Below are 17,459 nucleotides of genomic sequence, written 5' to 3'. Positions count from 1 at the left end.
GTGCGCGCAGCCTAGCCCCAGTTCAGGGCGCCGTCACGCCGTGATGTAGACGCCGCGCCGCGCTGTAAATCGCCAGACCAACAAAACTGCCGCCCCAAGCAAGCCAACGATCAATCCGGCCCATACCCCAACACCGCCAAAATCCAAGACAAATCCAAGAACATATGCTGCGGGCAATCCAAGCCCCCAATAGCTTAGCGCCGCCAACCACATGGGCACACGGGTATCTTGCACACCGCGCAAAAGGCCCAAGCAGATCACCTGCAGCCCGTCTGCAAACTGAAACAGCGCTGCCATATAAATCAACGATACCCCAATCGGGATAATCACATCGCGGGCCGGATCATCGGGGTCCAAAAACGCTGTGACGAACAAATCTGGCACGCCAAAAAACACAACCATCGTCGCCGCGGAAAACGCAAAAGACGCGCCAACGGCAACTTTACCGCCCAAAATCAAACCCGCCGCATCCCTGCGGCCAACGGCGTTTCCGGCGCGCACGGTCTTGGCTTGGGAAAGCCCCAGATGCACCATGAACGTGCCCGTGGCCACCTGCAGTGCGATGCCATGTGCGGCCAAAGCATCAGTACCAAGCCAACCCATCATTGTGGACGCCGCCGTAAACAAGCTCGTCTCAGCCAAGGACGTCAGCGCAATCGGCCAGCCTAATGCAAAAACCTGCCGCAACGCAGACGCATCAATTTTCCACAGGCTGCGGAACAGATCGTATTGCGGCAGAACCCGTTGGGCATAGCCCATAAAGACGACAAGCATCGCAACTTGGACCAAAACTGAGGCAATCGCTGCCCCTTGAATGCCAAGTTCCGGTAAGCCCAAGTTCCCAAAGATCAGGGCGTAATTGAACACAACATTGATAGCCGCCCCGAAAAGCGTGACCCACAGCACTGGCCCTGCGCGGTCAACGGCACTTAGATAGCTTGCCAAAACCCGCACCAGCAGTGCAGGAAAAAGTCCCCACCCCGCGATACGTAAATACGTTTGCGCGCCCGATGCGACCTCAGGTGTTTGACCCAGCCCAATCAACCAACCTTCCGAAAACCAAAGCGCCGGCATCACGGCAGCCGCAAATGCAACGGACAACCACATCCCCATGCGCGTGGCGCGGCGGACCTGAACCGTATCTGATCTCGCGTCCGCTTCTGCCACCAGTGACGTGACCGCCCATGCAAAGCCCGAGCCCACCACCTGCAGCGTCATGAAAAAGCTACCCGCGATCGTGGCCGCGGCCAGTGCCTCAACCGAATACCAGCCCAGCATAATCGTGTCGGTTAGTCCCAGCAAAAAGCCCGCCAGAAAACTGCCAATCAACGGAATGCCGAGGCGCAACAAGGCGCTAAGATGTGCGGATGCGCTCATCGCAAAACCGTTGATCCATCCCAGTGGGCCTTGCAACAAAAATCTAACTGTCCAGATGAACGAGACGCACTTCCCCCGATGCCCACGGCGTGTCATAGTGCGGCCAAACACGTATAAAAGAAGCAGTACCATGGCCAATGATCTTCTGTCCGGCGCCCAAGCCGATGACTATAACGCAGACAGCATCGAAGTGCTCGAGGGTCTCGAGCCCGTTCGCAAACGCCCCGGTATGTATATTGGCGGCACGGACGAGCGCGCCTTGCACCACATGGTCGCCGAAGTCCTCGACAACTCTATGGACGAGGCCGTTGCAGGCCATGCCAACCGCATCGAGGCCGAACTGAACGCAGATTACAGCGTGACGATCCGCGACAACGGTCGCGGCATCCCGATTGATCCGCACCCAAAGTTTCCCGACAAATCCGCGCTTGAGGTGATCTTGTGCACACTTCACGCAGGCGGCAAATTTTCTGGCAAAGCCTATCAGACATCAGGCGGTCTGCACGGTGTGGGGGCGTCCGTTGTCAACGCACTGTCTGACAGCATGGTCGTGCAAGTGGCCCGCAACAAAGAACTCTACGAGCAAAGCTTTTCACGCGGTGTACCGTTGGGTGGGGTCGAGAAAATTGGCGCGGCCCCCAACCGGCGCGGCACCACTGTGACGTTCCACGCGGACGAGCAAATTTTTGGCTCGCATCGCTTTAAGCCTGCGCGGATGTTCAAATCGATCCGCTCTAAAGCATATCTGTTCTCTGGCGTTGAGATCCGTTGGAAATCAGCGATTGATGACGGTGAGACACCCACAGAAGCGACCTTCCATTTCCCCGGCGGCCTTGCAGACTATCTGGGCGAGACCCTCTCGGGGCTGTCAACTTATGCCGAGCGGCCCTTTGCGGGCACAGTTGATTTCCAGGAAAAGTTCAACACACCGGGCAAAGTTGAGTGGGCCATCAACTGGACGCCCTCGCGCGATGGTTTTATCCAGTCCTATTGTAATACCGTGCCTACCCCCGAAGGCGGCACCCACGAAGCAGGCTTTTGGGCGGCAATCTTGAAAGGAATTCGTGCCTATGGCGAATTGGCCAACAACAAAAAAGCCGCCTCCATCACCCGTGATGATCTGACAACTGGCGGCTCTGCGCTTGTGTCTTGTTTCATCCGCGAGCCAGAGTTCGTCGGACAAACAAAGGACCGCCTCGCCACGGTTGAGGCGCAACGATTGGTTGAAAACGCCATACGCGATCACTTTGATACGTGGCTTGCTGCAGACACCAAATCAGCGGGCGCAATTTTGGATTTCCTTGTCCTGCGTGCGGAGGAACGTCTGCGCCGACGCCAAGAAAAAGAGACAGCGCGAAAGTCAGCCACCAAAAAGTTGCGCCTACCGGGCAAGCTCGTCGATTGCTCTGCGACCAACCGCGAAGGCACCGAACTGTTCATCGTTGAGGGTGACAGCGCGGGTGGGTCAGCCAAAATGGCCCGAGACCGCAAAACCCAAGCACTATTGCCACTGCGTGGTAAAATCCTAAACGTGCTTGGCGCGGCGTCATCTAAACTTGGCAGTAACGCCGAAATTTCTGATTTGACCCAAGCGCTTGGAGTCGGTCTTGGCACCAAATTCAATGTCGATGATCTGCGCTACGACAAGATCATCATCATGACCGACGCGGACGTAGACGGCGCACACATTGCTGCGTTGCTGATGACTTTCTTCTTCACACAAATGCGCCCGATGATTGACACAGGCCACCTCTATCTGGCCTGCCCGCCGCTTTTCCGACTTACCCAAGGGGCTAAGCGTATCTACTGCCTTGATGAAGCTGAGCGCGACGCATGGCTTGAAAAAGGTCTGGGCGGCAAAGGTAAAATTGATGTGTCACGCTTCAAAGGCTTGGGTGAAATGGACGCCAAAGACCTTAAAGACACCACGATGAATCCCATGACCCGCAAGCTGATCCGCGTCACGATTGACGAGGATGTGGCCGGTGAAACCGGTGATCTGGTCGAGCGTTTGATGGGTAAAAAACCTGAAAAACGCTTTGAATATATCCAGGAGAACGCCCAGTTCGTTGAAGAGCTGGACGTCTAACCAGGGGCGTCGTTACGCGCCTTTGGCCAACTGCTGAACCCGTGTCCACAGGGCTACAGGGACCTCGACGTGGCTCATCACGTTGCGTTTTTTGCCTGGCACACGCGCACCTTCGTCGGCGGCGATTGCGTCACTGACCCGCGCGATGCGCGCTGCAAATTCAGGTGCGCCGCTTGGGTCAATCATCAAGTAATACTGCCCTAAATCATGTGGGCTGCCTTCAGCTTTTTTAAGCCCGCCTACATCAAGCGAGTTGACGGAGCCTGTCATGCCAGCGGCCAAAATCTCGACCATCAGACCAAGTCCCCAGCCCTTGTAGCCGCCAGCTGACACAAGCGAGCCTGCCAATGCGGCCTCCGGATCAGTCGTTGGATTGCCCTTTGCATCAACCGCCCAGCCAAGCGGGATCGGCTGACCTGCGGCTTTAGCCATCGCGATCTTGCCCAATGCCACTGCGCTGGTCGAAAAGTCAAAATGCATCGCCATGCCGCCAGCGCCGTCCGGCACTGAAAGTGCGATCGGGTTCGTACCGATCACGGGCGTTTTGCCACCCGGAGCCGCCACAACAGGCGAAGCATTCGTCATCCCGATACAAATCACACCCTTCGCGGCGGCTTGTTCCGTAAAATACCCAAGCGACGTGCAAGTATGCGTATGCCCCACCGCCAAACTGGCTACGCCGTTTTCTTTTGCTGCAGTGACAGCCGTTTCAAGCCCTGCAGCAAAGGCAGGCTGTGCAAAACCAAAGCCACCGTCGACGTAAATTGCACTGGGTTTTTGACGCTCAACACGTGGCTCAACAGACCCGTTTACACGCCCACTTTCCAATTGAATGCAGTAGCTTTCCAAATACGCCAGACCACAGATCACGTTGCCAAAGCTCTCAGAGCACGCGGTCGCATCAGCCACATGATGGGCCACGCTTTGCGTTGCGCCATAAGCCACCAGTGCTTCTTTCGCCGTTTGATAAATGTCATTGATCGACTGGGATGTTGTGGTCATCTGGCGAAATCCTTGCACGCTGTTGGAAAGTGTTTTGTTATTTTCGCCGCAGGTTTACGACCTAATCCCAAAATGGCAATGCCGCCGCGCATGCCATCTGATGTGGCTACGCTTAAACGTCAGTTTCAAGCGTTGCGAAGCGCGCCTGCATCCAGCCTAATTTGTCGGTCCATTTTTGCGGCCAATTCAAGATTATGCGTCGCGATCAAGGCAGATAACCCCGTCTCACGCACCAGATCCAATAACGTCGAAAATACCCGTTCAGAGGTTTCAGGATCAAGATTGCCGGTGGGTTCATCTGCCAAAAGTAACTTAGGCTGATTGGCCAACGCACGGCAGAACGCAACGCGCTGTTGCTCGCCCCCCGACAGTTCCGCAGGGCGGTGAGCTGCGCGGTGTGCAACCCCGACACGCTCTAGCAGCGCCTGACTGCGCGCGTCAGCCGCCCGTCGCGGTGTGCCGGCTGCAAGTTGTGGCAAGGTCACGTTTTCAGTCGCCGAAAACTCGGGCAACAAATGATGAAACTGGTAAATGAACCCCACATCATCGCGGCGCGCGGATGTCCGCGCACGGTCATTGAGCCGTGTCATCTCGCGCCCCGCCAGCAAAACATCTCCGCTTGTGGGCGTATCGAGCAGCCCCGCAATATGCAGTAACGTCGACTTGCCTGCACCCGACGGTGCCACAAGGGCCACCACTTCGCCGGCCGAAATAGACAGATCAATACCTCGTAGCACGTCAATCTGGTTTGGCTGACCCGCGTTGTAGGTCTTGGTGACGCCCTTAAGTTCCAGCACAGCATCACTCATAGCGCAGCGCCTCAACGGGGTTCATGCGCGCCGCTTTGCGCGCAGGAAAAATTGTTGCCGTAAATGACAGGAGCAGCGACAAACCGACCGCTGACAAAACGTCTTCAAGCTGTAGTTTTGCGGGCAATTGATAAATGCCACGGATCGATGGATCCCACACACCACCGCCAGCGACCGTGTTCACAAACCCAAAAATCGGATCAATATAGAGGGCAAACAGACACCCCAAGATCACTCCAAGCGCGGTAGCGATAACGCCCGTAAACGCACCACATATAAAGAAGACCCGCAAAACTGCACCTTCCGTCAGGCCCATCGTGCGCAAAATACCAATATCGCGGCCCTTATTTTTCACCAACATAATCAAGCCACTTACAATGTTCATTGCCGCAATCAACACAAGGATCGACAGGATGATGAACATCACGTTGTCTTCGATATCAAGCGCCTGAAGGAACGAACCACTTGCGTCTTTCCACGTCCACAGCAGCGCGCGATCCCCGCCAGCGGTCATCAATGGGCCCGCAAACCGCTCAATCTGTTCGGGCGTATCGACCATTACTTCAATTTCATCCGCGACGCCTTCACGGTTGAAAAATTCCTGTGCTTGGGCAAACGGCATATAGACGCGCGTTTGGTCAATGTCATAGCGACCGGCGCTAAAGATATAGACCACTTCAAACGCGCCAACCCGTGGCTTCGTGCCAAAAGGCGTGCGTGCGCCATTGGGCGAGATTATCTTGATCCTGTCACCGACACCCAGACCCAATTCACGCGCAACACCTGAGCCAACGGCCACACCTTTTTCAAAATCAGAAATAGCACCGATGCTCTGCTCGGGCGTGGCGATGCGCGGGATGGTCAGCAGGTCAGGCAGACTGATGCCGTAAACCTGAACGCCCGTATTGCGATCGGCCTGATTGGCCATGACATTGCCACGAACAAGGGGGGCTGCACGGGTCACACCATCGATCTGGCGCAAGCGTTCAGCCACCGCGTCATAATCCTCGATCACACGGCTGGCACCACCGTTCGGTGTGATCTCAGACGTTTGATAGACAGTTACATGGGCGTTCGCACCAAGGATCGTATCGACAAACTCTGCCCGAAAACCTGCGCGCACTGCCAATGTCGCAATAAGCGCAAAGACGGCTAGGGTGATCCCGATCAGCGAAATCCATGTCATTACAGACACGCCACCCTCTGCCCGTTTGGCGCGCAAATAACGCCAAGCTATCATCCATTCAAATGGCGCAAAGGGTTTGGGCATGAAGATCGACCCCTGTATTAATTACTCAAGATGTGTCGACGCGCTAAGTATCACAAAGCGCGCCAACTTGGGATTCAAGACGCCGCCTTGCCATAGATTTGTGCAATCTTCAAAAGCGCCTGCTCGGGTGACAGCTCCTCACTTTCGCCGGTACGGCGCGATGTCAGCTCAACAACACCGTTCTTCAAGCCGCGCGGGCCCACGGTAATCCGCCACGGCAAACCGATCAGATCCATCGTGGCAAACTTACCGCCTGCCCGTTCGTTGCGGTCATCATAAAGCGGTTCAAGACCCAATGCGACCATGCTGTCATAAAGCGCTTCACAGGCTGCGTCGGCCTCTGCATCACCTGTCTTGAGGTTGACGATACCACAGTGGAACGGCGTTACGCCTTCGGGCCAAATGATGCCGTTATCATCATGCGAGGCCTCAATAATTGCGCCCAACAGACGCGAAACGCCAATGCCGTGGCTGCCCATGTGCACAGGTACTTTTTGCTGTTGATCGTTCACAACAGTCGCGCCCATGGCTTCGGAGTATTTGGTACCAAAGTAGAAAATCTGACCCACTTCAATACCGCGCGCAGTGCGCTGACGATCAGCTGGGACTTGGGCAAACAACTCCGCATCGTGGGTTTCATCCGTGCGCGCATAACGTGATGTGAACTCATCCAGCACTCCAGCACAGGCCCCAACATCATCAAAATCAATCGTGCGGTCGCCAAACGTAAGGTCCGTGATCTCGCTGTCGTAGAACACTTCGGACTCGCCTGTTTCAGCCAGCACCAAAAATTCATGCGTGTAATCGCCACCAATCGGGCCACCATCCGCACGCATCGGGATCGCTTGTAGCCCCATCCGTTCGTAGCTGCGCAGATATGTCACCAAGTGGCGGTTGTAGGCGTGAAGCGCGTCTTCTTTAGTCAAATCAAACGTGTAGCCATCTTTCATCAAGAATTCACGGCCCCGCATAACACCAAAACGCGGACGGCGTTCATCACGGAATTTCCACTGGATTTGATAAAGGGTCAGCGGCAGATCTTTGTAGCTGCCCACGTGAGCGCGGAAAATATCGGTGATTTGTTCTTCGTTGGTGGGGCCGTACAGCATGTCATGACCGTGGCGATCTGAAATGCGCAGCATCTCCTCGCCGTAGTCATCATAACGTCCGCTCTCGCGCCATAAATCAGCCGATTGCAGCGTTGGCATCAAAACCGGAATATGCCCAGCGCGCTGCTGTTCTTCGTGGACGATAGTCTCGATATTGCGCAGAACTTTCAGGCCCATCGGCAACCAAGAATAAATCCCCGCAGAAGCCTGTTTGATCATCCCCGCCCGCAACATCAAACGGTGCGACACGATTGACGCCTCAGAGGGGTTTTCCTTGAGGACGGGCAGGAAATAGCGGGACATACGCATGTGTTTGGGGCCTTTGTGTGTTGAATTGAAGCAGGTCTAGGCAATGTGGCCAGCGTTGGCAATCGACGATTGTTAGTGATCAGTGAGGCTCAGCAGCAAATGGCTTTGGCAACTCATTGTGATCCATTCTCCTTGCCCGCCGTAACACTAAGCACAACAGGTACCGCTTAGCTTGGTTGCCTTTGATGTATTTTATGGGAGTTAAAGAGTATGAACCGTTTTCTAAAAGCCGCCGCGGCAGGCGCAGTTGCCGCAACAATGGCAACAGCGGCCTCCGCACAGTCAATCGTTGATATCGCCGTCGGCGATGAGCGGTTCTCAACCCTTGTGGCCGCTGTTTCTGCCGCAGGCTTGGTCGACACACTGTCCGGACCTGGTCCCTTCACCGTTTTTGCGCCTGTAAACGATGCGTTTGCAGCCCTGCCCGAAGGCACAGTTGAGACGCTATTGCTGCCCGAAAACAAGGGTGATTTGACGAATGTGCTGCTCTACCATGTGGATGATCGCAACCTGACCGCCGAGCAGATCCCTGCTGGTTCAAACTACTTCAAGCCGATTTTGGCAAGCGAGCGGATGTGCATCACCAAAGGTGCAGGCGGCGTCAGCATTGCCGATGGAACAGGCGAAAGCGCCAATGTGATCATCGCCAACATCAAAGCAGACAACGGTGTGATCCACGTGATCGACAAAGTGTTGCTGCCCGGCACACGGCCCGCTTGCCACTAATCAAGCAACCGTAAACTGAAAAAGCTCCGTCGGTGCAAACTGGCGGGGCTTTATTTATGTTGTGGGCGGCTTTCGGTTGTTCGACAATGGCGCAAACTACGTGAAAGAGGATGGGACAAAGCTATGAACGGCAAACGGATATTGATCACTGGCGCGTCACGCGGCATTGGCGAGGCGGCCGCACGGGTTTTGGCTGAACGCGGCGCAAAAGTTGCCGTACTGGCGCGGAACGGCGCTGCCCTTGAAACCCTTGCCGCAGACATCGGCGGCATCGCAATTACCGCAGACGTCAGCGATTTCGCCTCAATGGAAAAAGCCGTAGCGACAGTGGTTTCTGAATGGGGCGGCTTGGATGTTTTGGTCAACAACGCAGGCCTGATCGACCCGATTGCGCGCATTGAAGACAGCGATCCTGCCGCTTGGAGCCAGATCGTCGATGTGAACCTTAAGGGCGTCTACTATGGTATCCGCGCGGCGCTTCCTGCGATGGAGCAAGGCACGATCATCAATATTTCCTCAGGTGCCGCCACAGGCGCGCTAGAAGGGTGGTCACACTACTGCGCCACCAAAGCCGCAGTGCTGAGCCTGACCAAATGCACCGATCTGGAAAACGCATCCCGCGGTATTGTCTGCGTAGGTCTTAGCCCAGGAACAGTCGCCACGGATATGCAGCGCGACATCGCCAAAAGTGGCATCAACGCAGTCAGCCAAATGTCATGGGACGCGCATATCCCTGCTGAGTGGGTCGGCAAAGCGATCGCATACTTGTGCGGGCCGGACGGCGCGAAATACGCAGGCACAGACTTCAGTATCAAAACCCCAGAAGGCCGCGCAGCCGTCGGATTGCCAGCACCGTCTTAACGGGCGATATTGCTTGAAACCGCTCGCGCAAGGCGCGATGTAGGACCAAAGGAGACGGCAATGGCGCTGCCCATCGAACAACAAGCAAAGTACTGGGGAATTGCGACGGCGGTTGTCTTTGCGATCCTGTGGTTTTTGGGCGACGTAATCCTGCCCTTCGTGCTTGGTGGCGCAATCGCCTACTGCCTGGACCCCCTTGCGGACCGGCTGGAAAAACTTGGCGCAAGCCGCGTTTTGGCGACTGTAACCATCACCATCGTCGCAATCTTGATCTTCTGTCTCTCCTTCTTGTTGGTTATTCCGTCATTGCTTGAACAAGCAGGGCAGTTGGTGAACACCGCCCCTGATGTGTTTGAGCGCCTACGCGTTGCATTGACCGAACGTTTCCCATCGTTGATTGACGACCAGTCCGTGATGCGCAAACAACTTTCAAGCATTGGCGAAGCAATCCAAGCCAAGGGTGGCGCATTGGTCGAAGGGCTTTTGACCAGCGCAAAGGGTCTGATCAATATTTTGGTCCTGCTCGTATTGGTGCCTGTAGTTGCATTCTATCTGCTGCTCGATTGGGACAACATGACCGCCCGCATCGATGAGCTGTTGCCCCGCGACCACGCGCCTACGATCCGCAAACTTGCCGGTGATATTGACGCGACCTTGGCGAGCTTCATTCGCGGCATGGGCACGGTGTGTTTGGTTCTTGGTGCATATTATGCCGTGGCCCTTATGACCGTGGGGCTGCAATTTGGTCTGATCGTCGGGTTCATCGCCGGGCTTGTGACGTTCATTCCCTATGTGGGCGCGTTGGTGGGCGGCATTCTGGCAATCGGGTTGGCCCTTTTCCAATTCTGGGGCGGCACACAAATGGTCGACGGGGCAAGCGTTGAGGTAGCAACCGACTGGTTCCGCATCGGCGCGGTAGGGGTGATCTTCGTTATAGGTCAGGTGGTTGAAGGCAACGTGCTTACCCCAAAACTCGTCGGCAAATCCGTGGGGCTTCATCCTGTCTGGCTTATTTTTGCACTGTCGGTTTTTGGGTCAATATTCGGCTTTGTCGGCATGCTTGTCGCGGTACCATTGGCCGCAATGATCGGCGTTTTGGTACGCTTTGGCATTGAGCAATACACCGAGGGCCGGCTATATCGCGGCCTTGATAAGCAGGACTAACCCCTTTCAATGCCACAACAGCTAAGCTTTGATCTGCCGTCCCGCACGGCGCTTGGACGTGATGACTTTTTCATCAGCGAGGCCAACGCGCTGGCCGTTGCCCAAGTAGAGCAAGACGATCTGTGGCCAAACGGCAAGCTTGTTCTTAGCGGACCAAAAGGTGCGGGCAAAACCCATGTGTCCCACGTCTGGGCCAGCCAATCAGGCGCCAAGATCATACATGCCGCCAGCCTTGAGATGCCCGAAGAAAATGCAGTTGTGGTTGAAGACGTGCATACCATTGCGGGCCAACATGATGCCGAAGAGATGCTGTTTCACATTCACAACGCGGTTTTGGGCCGTGGGGGACGGCTGCTTCTTACGGGGATTGGCGCGCCAAACCACTGGCCTATCGCACTTGCGGATTTGGCCAGCCGTTTGCAAGGCACGGCACTCGTACAAATAGATGAACCAGACGACATGTTGCTGATGGCAGTCTTGGTCAAAGGCTTTGCAGACCGACAGTTGCAACCCACCCCTGCCGTGTTGACCTATCTTTTGCGCCATTCCGAGCGTAGCTTTGCCCACGCCCACCAGATCGTCGCCGCCATGGATAAACGCGCCTTGTCTGAGCGCCGCACGATCAACCGTGATCTGGCGCGGGATGTTTTGGCTGACCTTGCACGCTAAATCGCGCTGCACGTAACCAAAGTGGCAATCGTTACTTCGGTGTTACAAATATCCATGTATAACTAGGCCATGACTCACGCAAATTTCCTTGACCACCCCTTTCCTGCGCCCATCGAAATCGACGCAGACACAAGCGGCCCAGATCGCTTTTTCAACCGCGAAGTCTCGTGGTTGGCGTTCAACTGGCGGGTACTTGAGGAAGCGGCAAACCCTAAAGTCCCGCTGCTTGAACGGCTTAGGTTTGTGTCCATCTCAGCAACCAACCTGGACGAATTCTATACGGTGCGCGTGGCGGGACTGCGCGAGCTTGATGACGCAGGCAACCTGACACCCGCCGCAGACGGGCTGACGCCCGCGCAACAGCTGGCCATGATCAACACCAATGCAGGTGCATTGATGGCCAAACAACAAGACGTGTTCTGTGTGCTGCGCGATCAGATGGAACACGAAGGCATCACCATTCTTGAGCGTGATGAGCTGACCCCTTCTGATCTGGAATTTTTGAACGAGCATTTTCTCAGTCAGGTTTTTCCGGTCCTTTCACCGCTGGCCATTGATCCAGCCCACCCGTTTCCATTTATCCCAAATGCCGGTCTGTCGCTTGCCCTGCAGCTTGAGCGCCGCCGCGATAAAGAACCCCTTCAAGCGCTTTTGCCGATCCCCGCGCAGGTGGACCGGTTTGTCCGCATGCCCGGTGATGCCGTGCGCTTTTTGCCCGTCGAAGACCTTATGCTGCTGCGCCTTGATACGATCTTTCCCGGCTATGCAACTGTTGGGCAATGTCTGTTTCGTATTTTGCGCGACAGTGATTTGGAAGTTGAAGAAGAAGCAGAAGACCTTGTGCGCGAATTTGAAACCGCGCTAAAACGCCGCCGCCGTGGTGAGGTTATTCGAGTTGAATTGTCTACCGGCGCACCCGCGGCACTGCGCAAGATGCTGATGCACAACCTTGATGTCGAAGACAGTGAGATCGTTGATGTATCAGGGGTTGTTGGTGTGGCGGACCTGTCAGCGCTGATCATCAAAGACCGAAGCGACTTGATGTGGCCGGGGTTCAAGCCGCGCGTGCCTGAACGGGTTATGGATCACGACGCTGATATGTTTGCGGCCATCCGCCAGAAAGACATGCTGCTGCATCACCCCTATGAGACTTTTGATATGGTGGTCAGGTTTGTTCAACAGGCCGCCCGTGACCCCAACGTGTTGGCCATCAAGCAAACGCTTTATCGGACCTCCAAGAATTCCCCGATCGTATCAGCACTTTGCGAAGCGGCAGAGGACGGCAAATCTGTCACCGCACTGGTTGAACTGAAAGCGCGGTTTGATGAGGCTGCCAACATTCGCCAATCGCGCCGTCTTGAGCGCGCAGGCGCTCATGTTGTTTACGGCTTCATGACGCTTAAAACCCATGCCAAGATCAGCACCGTCGTTCGCCGTGAAGGTGACCAATTGGTCACATACACCCACTACGGCACTGGGAATTATCACCCTGATACAGCCCGCATTTACACTGATGTGTCGCTCTTTACCTGCGACCCCGCCTTGGGACGCGATGCCACCAAAGTGTTCAATTTCCTCTCGGGCTATGCAGAACCCGAAGTTTTGGAAAACCTATCGATCAGCCCCATGACACTGAAATCAACGCTGCTTGAGCGGATCGAGGAAGAGGCCAAACACGCCCGCGCGGGCCGCCCTGCCGCTATTTGGGCCAAGATGAACAGCCTAATCGAGGCAGATGTAATCGACGCGCTTTATGCCGCCAGCCAAGCCGGTGTGCAAATCAGCCTCGTGGTGCGCGGTATTTGTGGGCTGAAGCCCGGTATCAAAGGGCTGTCAGAAAATATCCGTGTCAAATCAATTGTCGGCCGCTTCTTGGAGCACAGCCGAATTGTGTGTTTCGGCAACGGCAAAGGCCTGCCCAGCAAAAAAGCGCGGGTCTACATCAGCTCAGCAGATTGGATGGGGCGTAACCTTAACCGCCGCGTTGAGACGTTGGTTGAGATCGAAAATCCCACCGTAAAAGCACAGATTGTCAGCCAAGTGATGGCGGCTAATTTGGCTGACGTTGCGCAAAGCTGGGTGATGGACGGCAACGGCAACTGGACCCGTCCCGACATTCCCGAAGACAGCTTTGCGTTTAATTGTCACCGTTTCTTCATGGAAAACCCGTCGCTTTCGGGACGAGGCTCCGCAGGTGCTGCAGACGTGCCCAAATTGACCCACACCGAGGACTAACGTCGCGGGGCTGTTTCTAGGATTGTGCGCCACGGCCAAAATCGGCCATACAAGAGGCACAAGTGGCCAAAGACGGATGCGCAATGACCAAAACCAGCACTCCCAAAAGCGCTCCGCGTCAAGACAGCACTGGCGATGACATCTCCGAATGGGGCCCGTTCGGCAGACCCCTTTTCCAAGAAACGTCAGCGCGTGCTTTGTCACGGGTTGGTGTGATTGATGTCGGCTCAAACTCGGTTCGATTGGTCATTTTTGACGGCGCTGCGCGGTCGCCTGCCTATTTTTACAACGAAAAAATCATGTGCGGCTTGGGGGCGGGACTTGCCGAAACGGGCCATCTAAATCCCGAAGGACGCACACGTGCGCTGGCCGCTATTTTGCGCTTTGTAAAACTTGCCGAAGGCTTGGGGATCCCACCGCTGACAACTGTTGCGACGGCCGCCGTGCGTGAAGCCTCTGACGGGCTGGCCTTTCGAGACGAGGTCGAGGCGCAAACCGGCCTGAAGCTTTGGATCATCGACGGCAAAGAAGAGGCGCGCCTTTCCGCACAAGGTGTGTTGCTTGGCTGGCCCAAATCATACGGGCTGGTGTGCGATATCGGTGGCGCCTCGCTTGAGTTGGCCGAGTTGCGTGACGGACGCGTTGGGAGGCGCGAAACATCGCCTTTGGGTCCGCTCAAGCTGCGCGATATCAAGGGCGGCAAGAAAGGGCGCAAGGCCCACATCGAAGCGGTCATGGATGAGCTACACGCAAAAATGGGCGACCAAAATGACCGTCTATTCTTGGTAGGTGGTTCGTGGCGGGCCATCGCACGCATTGATATGGAGCGTTTAGGCTATCCGCTGCACGTGCTGCATGAATACCGGATGACATCAAAATCCGTGCGGGCCACTGCGGAATTTGTAGCTGGCCACGACCTTGAGGAGTTGCGCCAATTGTGCGGCATTTCGGGCAGCCGGATGGCGCTTGTGCCCTACGCGCTTGAGGTGCTCAAAGTGCTGACAAGCCGTTTCAAGCCCAAAGACATCGCCATCTCAAGCTATGGTATCTGCGAAGGCATGCTCTATGAGCAGATGCCACAGCGCCTGCGCGAGCGTGATCCTTTAATCGAAGCCTGCCGCTTTGCAGAAGATAAAGACGCCCGCATGCCCGGTTTTGGCCGCACACTTTATACCTTTATCAAACCACTATTTCGTGCCCTACCCGATGGACGCAAGCGTATGGTGAAAGCCGCCTGTCTGCTTCATGACGTCAGCTGGCGTGCCCATCCTGACTACCGCGCCGAGGTGTGCTTTGATACTGCAACGCGCGCAAACCTTGGTGGTTTGAAGCACGCAGAGCGCGTCTACCTTGGCCTTGCCCTGCTCCACCGCTACCGCAACAACCGCGAAGGCACGCGCTTTGAGGAGCTGTCTTCCCTGCTCCCTGTTGAGGCCCAACGCGAGGCTGAAATTCTGGGCAAAGCCATCCGTTTTGGCGCGATGCTTTGGATGCAGGCGGATACGCCCATGGGCGAGCTGAAGTGGTATCCCAAGAAAAAGGTTTTGGAACTGGTTCTATCGGCGGATGCGCAGCCCCTTTACGGTGAGGTCGCCGAAGCCCGCTTTATGTCTCTGTGCAGCAGCCTAGATGCTACGCCACAAGTGAACATGCGCCGCCGCTAAATCTCGATCTGCCCGTCTGCTGAGGGTGCGTCTGTGTTTGGCGCAGCGTCTTCTTTGCGGCGGATAATGATGTCGCCGTTCGGTAAAACCTCGGGCGCTTCATACCGTGTCGCGTCGTCGATCTTGTCTGCCAAATCGCGCAGCGCAGGGCCAAACTCTTCGATCAGCGCCTGCAAAGATGGCTCAAGAGCGTCGGACAGCTGATTCAAATCTTCCGTAAGCGGCTCTACTTCGTTCAACAGCCCCTCAAAGAACATCTCAAAACCGCGCTGCATCAACGATCGTTCATCTTGCTCCGACTGTTCTTGCGCCACGTCCTGCGCCGTAGCCGAAAGCGTCAAAGAAAAGGTCAGCGCAGCAATATAAAGAATACTTTTCATACCATTCACCTAAAATCGATTGTCCAAATTTGAAGTCCCAAAAGGCTCAGTGTACTTTTTGGCCCGCAATTTCGTCCCAAGCAGCGTTTACATCTATCAGCCGTTTTTCAGCCATCCGCACAGCCTCTGCCGGCAAGCCGCGCGCGGCCAAACGGTCTGGATGGGTATCGCACACAAGGGCGCGCCATGCAGTTCTGATTTCGCTCAGAGGGGTGCTCGGTGTAACGCCCAGAACATCATAGGGGTCTTTGTGCGCGCCTTCCACAAATCGCGCGCGAAGCTGTCGGAACTGTGCCTCGGACAGCCCCATAATGTTCGAGACTTCGTGCAAAAAATCGTCCTCGTTGGGATGATATACACCGTCCGCAAGTGCAATATGGAACAGCCCTTCCATCAGATCGTAAATCACATGACTGTCGCGCTCAAACATCTTGGCAATCCGCGCGGCGTAAATATCAAAGCCCGCAACGTCTTGACGGGCAAGGTTAAAAACCCGTGCTGCCTGATCTTCTTCTTGTGCGGGAATATGGAAAACTTCGCGAAAAGCAGTGACCTCGTCACGGGTAACATGCCCGTCAGCCTTTGCCATTTTGGCCCCCAAGGCGATTACCGCGATGGTAAAACCAACAGTCCGCTCAGGCGGGGTGCGCAGCTTTTCAAATACGCTCGACAGGCCCTCACCCAAGGTGAGCGCAGACAATGCATCAGCTATTCGAGACCAAATCGACATACCGCCAAGGTACGCCTTTTTGAGACCTTTGTCAGTGCAAAGCGCCGTTCCAACACATGTAAATCAGGCAGGCCTGTTGAAACGGTCAAATAACGGTTAATTTCGGACTATTTCAAAAGTCAGATATCTTGAAAATTACCCGCTAAACACCATTTCAAAGACCATGTGACAGCAAAAGCTGTTGCCCACAACAATAACCAAATGGACAGTCAAATGCCCTTACAACGCGCTATCGATCGCTTCTTTTCCTCCGAGGCCTCCGGAGGGATCTTGCTTATGCTCTCTGCCGTGGCGGCGCTTATCGTCGCAAACTCGGCGCTCGCACCGTTTTATGAGAGCTGGTTGAACTCCTATTTCTCGGTCAAACTTAACGATGAGGGCATCGCCAAGCCTCTGATCTTGTGGATTAACGATGGTTTGATGGCGATCTTCTTCTTTCTAATCGTGTGTGGATGCTCCCGGTTTCGCAAGGTGATTTCGGGACATTTTCTGGGTCAAGTTTATCGGTATCGGTCGTGTGTCAGGCCTCGTCAGATGTGGCTCTGATCGCCACGGGCCGTTATGGAGTTCGATCGCCTCAGGTCCAAATCGATCTTGAGGACTATTGGTGTCCTTGATTACTATATGGTTTTCCCGATGCGGATCAGCCGATGCTTTTGCCCATAATTGTCCTTTGATCTCCTTACTTTCCGGAATTTGTCAGCGCGAGCCGACCGTTCCGAACCTCTGCGCGGCGTCAGGCATACTCGACCAAACCACCACGATAATCCTGTTTCTTCGTGACCATGGCCCAAAGAATGCGGGCCATTTTGTTAGCCAGAGCGACGGCAGCCAACGTGCCCTTTTTGCGTTCAAGTAAGCGCCCTAGCCAGCCGTCGGGTTTGACACCTTTCCAGCGCGCCCATCTGATGCATACGGTGGCTCCTGTGATCAGTAATCGCCTCAGATCGGACTGGCCCATCTTACTGATTCGACCCAGTTTGGTTTTGCCACCCGTCGAGAGTTGTTTGGGCACCAAGCCCAGCCAGGCTGCAAAGTCGCGCCCACGCCGGAAGCTTTCCATGG

General features: G+C 55.4%; 16 protein-coding genes. 8 read left to right on the top strand and 8 right to left on the bottom strand.

Features of this window, described 5'->3' with window-relative positions; all coding sequences use genetic code 11:
* Positions 1 to 33: 33 nt before the first annotated feature.
* Positions 34 to 1,377: an MATE family efflux transporter gene (locus NIG5292_RS02280; protein WP_048598160.1), complete on the bottom strand. Its 1,344-nt coding sequence runs from the start codon at positions 1,375 to 1,377 to the stop codon at positions 34 to 36.
* Positions 1,378 to 1,507: 130 nt separating this feature from the next.
* Between NIG5292_RS02280 and parE the strand changes: the two genes are divergently transcribed.
* Positions 1,508 to 3,466, top strand: coding sequence for a DNA topoisomerase IV subunit B (gene parE / locus NIG5292_RS02275; protein WP_048597751.1), 1,959 nt, complete (start codon positions 1,508 to 1,510; stop codon positions 3,464 to 3,466).
* Positions 3,467 to 3,478: 12 nt separating this feature from the next.
* On the opposite strand, the gene NIG5292_RS02270 is transcribed toward parE, so the two are convergent.
* From NIG5292_RS02270 to proS, 4 genes are all read right to left on the bottom strand, one after another.
* Positions 3,479 to 4,468 (bottom strand): Ldh family oxidoreductase, encoded by a 990-nt coding sequence (locus NIG5292_RS02270; RefSeq protein ID WP_048597750.1) that lies wholly within the window; start codon positions 4,466 to 4,468, stop codon positions 3,479 to 3,481.
* A gap of 125 nt (positions 4,469 to 4,593) precedes the next feature.
* On the bottom strand, positions 4,594 to 5,277 hold the full coding sequence (locus tag NIG5292_RS02265; RefSeq protein ID WP_048597749.1) for an ABC transporter ATP-binding protein: 684 nt from the start codon (positions 5,275 to 5,277) through the stop codon (positions 4,594 to 4,596).
* Positions 5,270 to 6,547, bottom strand: coding sequence for a lipoprotein-releasing ABC transporter permease subunit (locus NIG5292_RS02260; RefSeq protein WP_048597748.1), 1,278 nt, complete (start codon positions 6,545 to 6,547; stop codon positions 5,270 to 5,272). The genes NIG5292_RS02265 and NIG5292_RS02260 overlap by 8 nt, the downstream gene beginning before the upstream one ends.
* Before the next feature lie 74 nt (positions 6,548 to 6,621).
* Entirely contained in the window at positions 6,622 to 7,965 is a 1,344-nt protein-coding gene (gene proS, locus NIG5292_RS02255; protein WP_048597747.1) for a proline--tRNA ligase, read from the bottom strand.
* Between the two features lie 210 nt (positions 7,966 to 8,175).
* Between proS and NIG5292_RS02250 the strand changes: the two genes are divergently transcribed.
* From NIG5292_RS02250 to NIG5292_RS02225, 6 genes are all read left to right on the top strand, one after another.
* On the top strand, positions 8,176 to 8,691 hold the full coding sequence (locus tag NIG5292_RS02250) for a fasciclin domain-containing protein (RefSeq protein ID WP_082136594.1): 516 nt from the start codon (positions 8,176 to 8,178) through the stop codon (positions 8,689 to 8,691).
* Positions 8,692 to 8,814: 123 nt separating this feature from the next.
* Positions 8,815 to 9,552, top strand: coding sequence for an SDR family oxidoreductase (locus NIG5292_RS02245; protein WP_048597746.1), 738 nt, complete (start codon positions 8,815 to 8,817; stop codon positions 9,550 to 9,552).
* 60 nt (positions 9,553 to 9,612) lie between these two features.
* The gene (locus NIG5292_RS02240; protein WP_048597745.1) at positions 9,613 to 10,716 is read left to right on the top strand and encodes an AI-2E family transporter; all 1,104 of its coding nucleotides are present in this window, start codon (positions 9,613 to 9,615) and stop codon (positions 10,714 to 10,716) included.
* Positions 10,717 to 10,725: 9 nt separating this feature from the next.
* On the top strand, positions 10,726 to 11,385 hold the full coding sequence (locus tag NIG5292_RS02235) for a P-loop NTPase family protein (RefSeq protein WP_048597744.1): 660 nt from the start codon (positions 10,726 to 10,728) through the stop codon (positions 11,383 to 11,385).
* Between the two features lie 69 nt (positions 11,386 to 11,454).
* Positions 11,455 to 13,620: an RNA degradosome polyphosphate kinase gene (locus NIG5292_RS02230; protein ID WP_048597743.1), complete on the top strand. Its 2,166-nt coding sequence runs from the start codon at positions 11,455 to 11,457 to the stop codon at positions 13,618 to 13,620.
* 83 nt (positions 13,621 to 13,703) lie between these two features.
* Positions 13,704 to 15,284 (top strand): Ppx/GppA family phosphatase, encoded by a 1,581-nt coding sequence (locus tag NIG5292_RS02225; protein ID WP_048597742.1) that lies wholly within the window; start codon positions 13,704 to 13,706, stop codon positions 15,282 to 15,284.
* Here NIG5292_RS02225 and NIG5292_RS02220 read toward each other — a convergent pair.
* On the bottom strand, positions 15,281 to 15,664 hold the full coding sequence (locus tag NIG5292_RS02220; RefSeq protein WP_053084822.1) for a hypothetical protein: 384 nt from the start codon (positions 15,662 to 15,664) through the stop codon (positions 15,281 to 15,283). The genes NIG5292_RS02225 and NIG5292_RS02220 overlap by 4 nt on opposite strands.
* 46 nt (positions 15,665 to 15,710) lie before the next feature.
* Positions 15,711 to 16,394 carry a molecular chaperone DjiA gene (locus tag NIG5292_RS02215; RefSeq protein WP_048597741.1) on the bottom strand — a complete coding sequence of 228 codons (684 nt, stop codon included), beginning with the start codon at positions 16,392 to 16,394 and terminating at the stop codon, positions 15,711 to 15,713.
* Positions 16,395 to 16,595: 201 nt separating this feature from the next.
* Here NIG5292_RS02215 and NIG5292_RS02210 point away from each other — a divergent pair, with 201 nt between their 5' ends.
* The gene (locus NIG5292_RS02210; protein WP_082136593.1) at positions 16,596 to 16,940 is read left to right on the top strand and encodes a Na+/H+ antiporter NhaA; all 345 of its coding nucleotides are present in this window, start codon (positions 16,596 to 16,598) and stop codon (positions 16,938 to 16,940) included.
* Between the two features lie 190 nt (positions 16,941 to 17,130).
* Here NIG5292_RS02210 and NIG5292_RS02205 read toward each other — a convergent pair.
* Positions 17,131 to 17,459 (bottom strand): IS110 family transposase (locus NIG5292_RS02205; protein ID WP_048597739.1); only part of this gene is annotated, 329 nt, incomplete at its 5' end.

Origin of the sequence: Nereida ignava, from assembly GCF_001049735.1 — a bacterium.
GTDB lineage: Bacteria > Pseudomonadota > Alphaproteobacteria > Rhodobacterales > Rhodobacteraceae > Nereida > Nereida ignava.
The sequence above is the reverse complement of the archived record's forward strand: the minus strand, read 5'-3'. Positions and strand labels throughout refer to the sequence as shown.

Bases quoted from the DNA above. Each gene is read 5' to 3' on its own strand.
- NIG5292_RS02280 (WP_048598160.1), bottom strand. From the start codon at position 1,377: ATGAGCGCATCCGCACATCTTAGCGCCTTGTTGCGCCTCGGCATTCCG.
- parE (WP_048597751.1), top strand. From the start codon at position 1,508: ATGGCCAATGATCTTCTGTCCGGCGCCCAAGCCGATGACTATAACGCA.
- NIG5292_RS02270 (WP_048597750.1), bottom strand. From the start codon at position 4,468: ATGACCACAACATCCCAGTCGATCAATGACATTTATCAAACGGCGAAA.
- NIG5292_RS02265 (WP_048597749.1), bottom strand. From the start codon at position 5,277: ATGAGTGATGCTGTGCTGGAACTTAAGGGCGTCACCAAGACCTACAAC.
- NIG5292_RS02260 (WP_048597748.1), bottom strand. From the start codon at position 6,547: ATGCCCAAACCCTTTGCGCCATTTGAATGGATGATAGCTTGGCGTTAT.
- proS (WP_048597747.1), bottom strand. From the start codon at position 7,965: ATGCGTATGTCCCGCTATTTCCTGCCCGTCCTCAAGGAAAACCCCTCT.
- NIG5292_RS02250 (WP_082136594.1), top strand. From the start codon at position 8,176: ATGAACCGTTTTCTAAAAGCCGCCGCGGCAGGCGCAGTTGCCGCAACA.
- NIG5292_RS02245 (WP_048597746.1), top strand. From the start codon at position 8,815: ATGAACGGCAAACGGATATTGATCACTGGCGCGTCACGCGGCATTGGC.
- NIG5292_RS02240 (WP_048597745.1), top strand. From the start codon at position 9,613: ATGGCGCTGCCCATCGAACAACAAGCAAAGTACTGGGGAATTGCGACG.
- NIG5292_RS02235 (WP_048597744.1), top strand. From the start codon at position 10,726: ATGCCACAACAGCTAAGCTTTGATCTGCCGTCCCGCACGGCGCTTGGA.
- NIG5292_RS02230 (WP_048597743.1), top strand. From the start codon at position 11,455: ATGACTCACGCAAATTTCCTTGACCACCCCTTTCCTGCGCCCATCGAA.
- NIG5292_RS02225 (WP_048597742.1), top strand. From the start codon at position 13,704: ATGACCAAAACCAGCACTCCCAAAAGCGCTCCGCGTCAAGACAGCACT.
- NIG5292_RS02220 (WP_053084822.1), bottom strand. From the start codon at position 15,664: ATGAAAAGTATTCTTTATATTGCTGCGCTGACCTTTTCTTTGACGCTT.
- NIG5292_RS02215 (WP_048597741.1), bottom strand. From the start codon at position 16,394: ATGTCGATTTGGTCTCGAATAGCTGATGCATTGTCTGCGCTCACCTTG.
- NIG5292_RS02210 (WP_082136593.1), top strand. From the start codon at position 16,596: ATGGACAGTCAAATGCCCTTACAACGCGCTATCGATCGCTTCTTTTCC.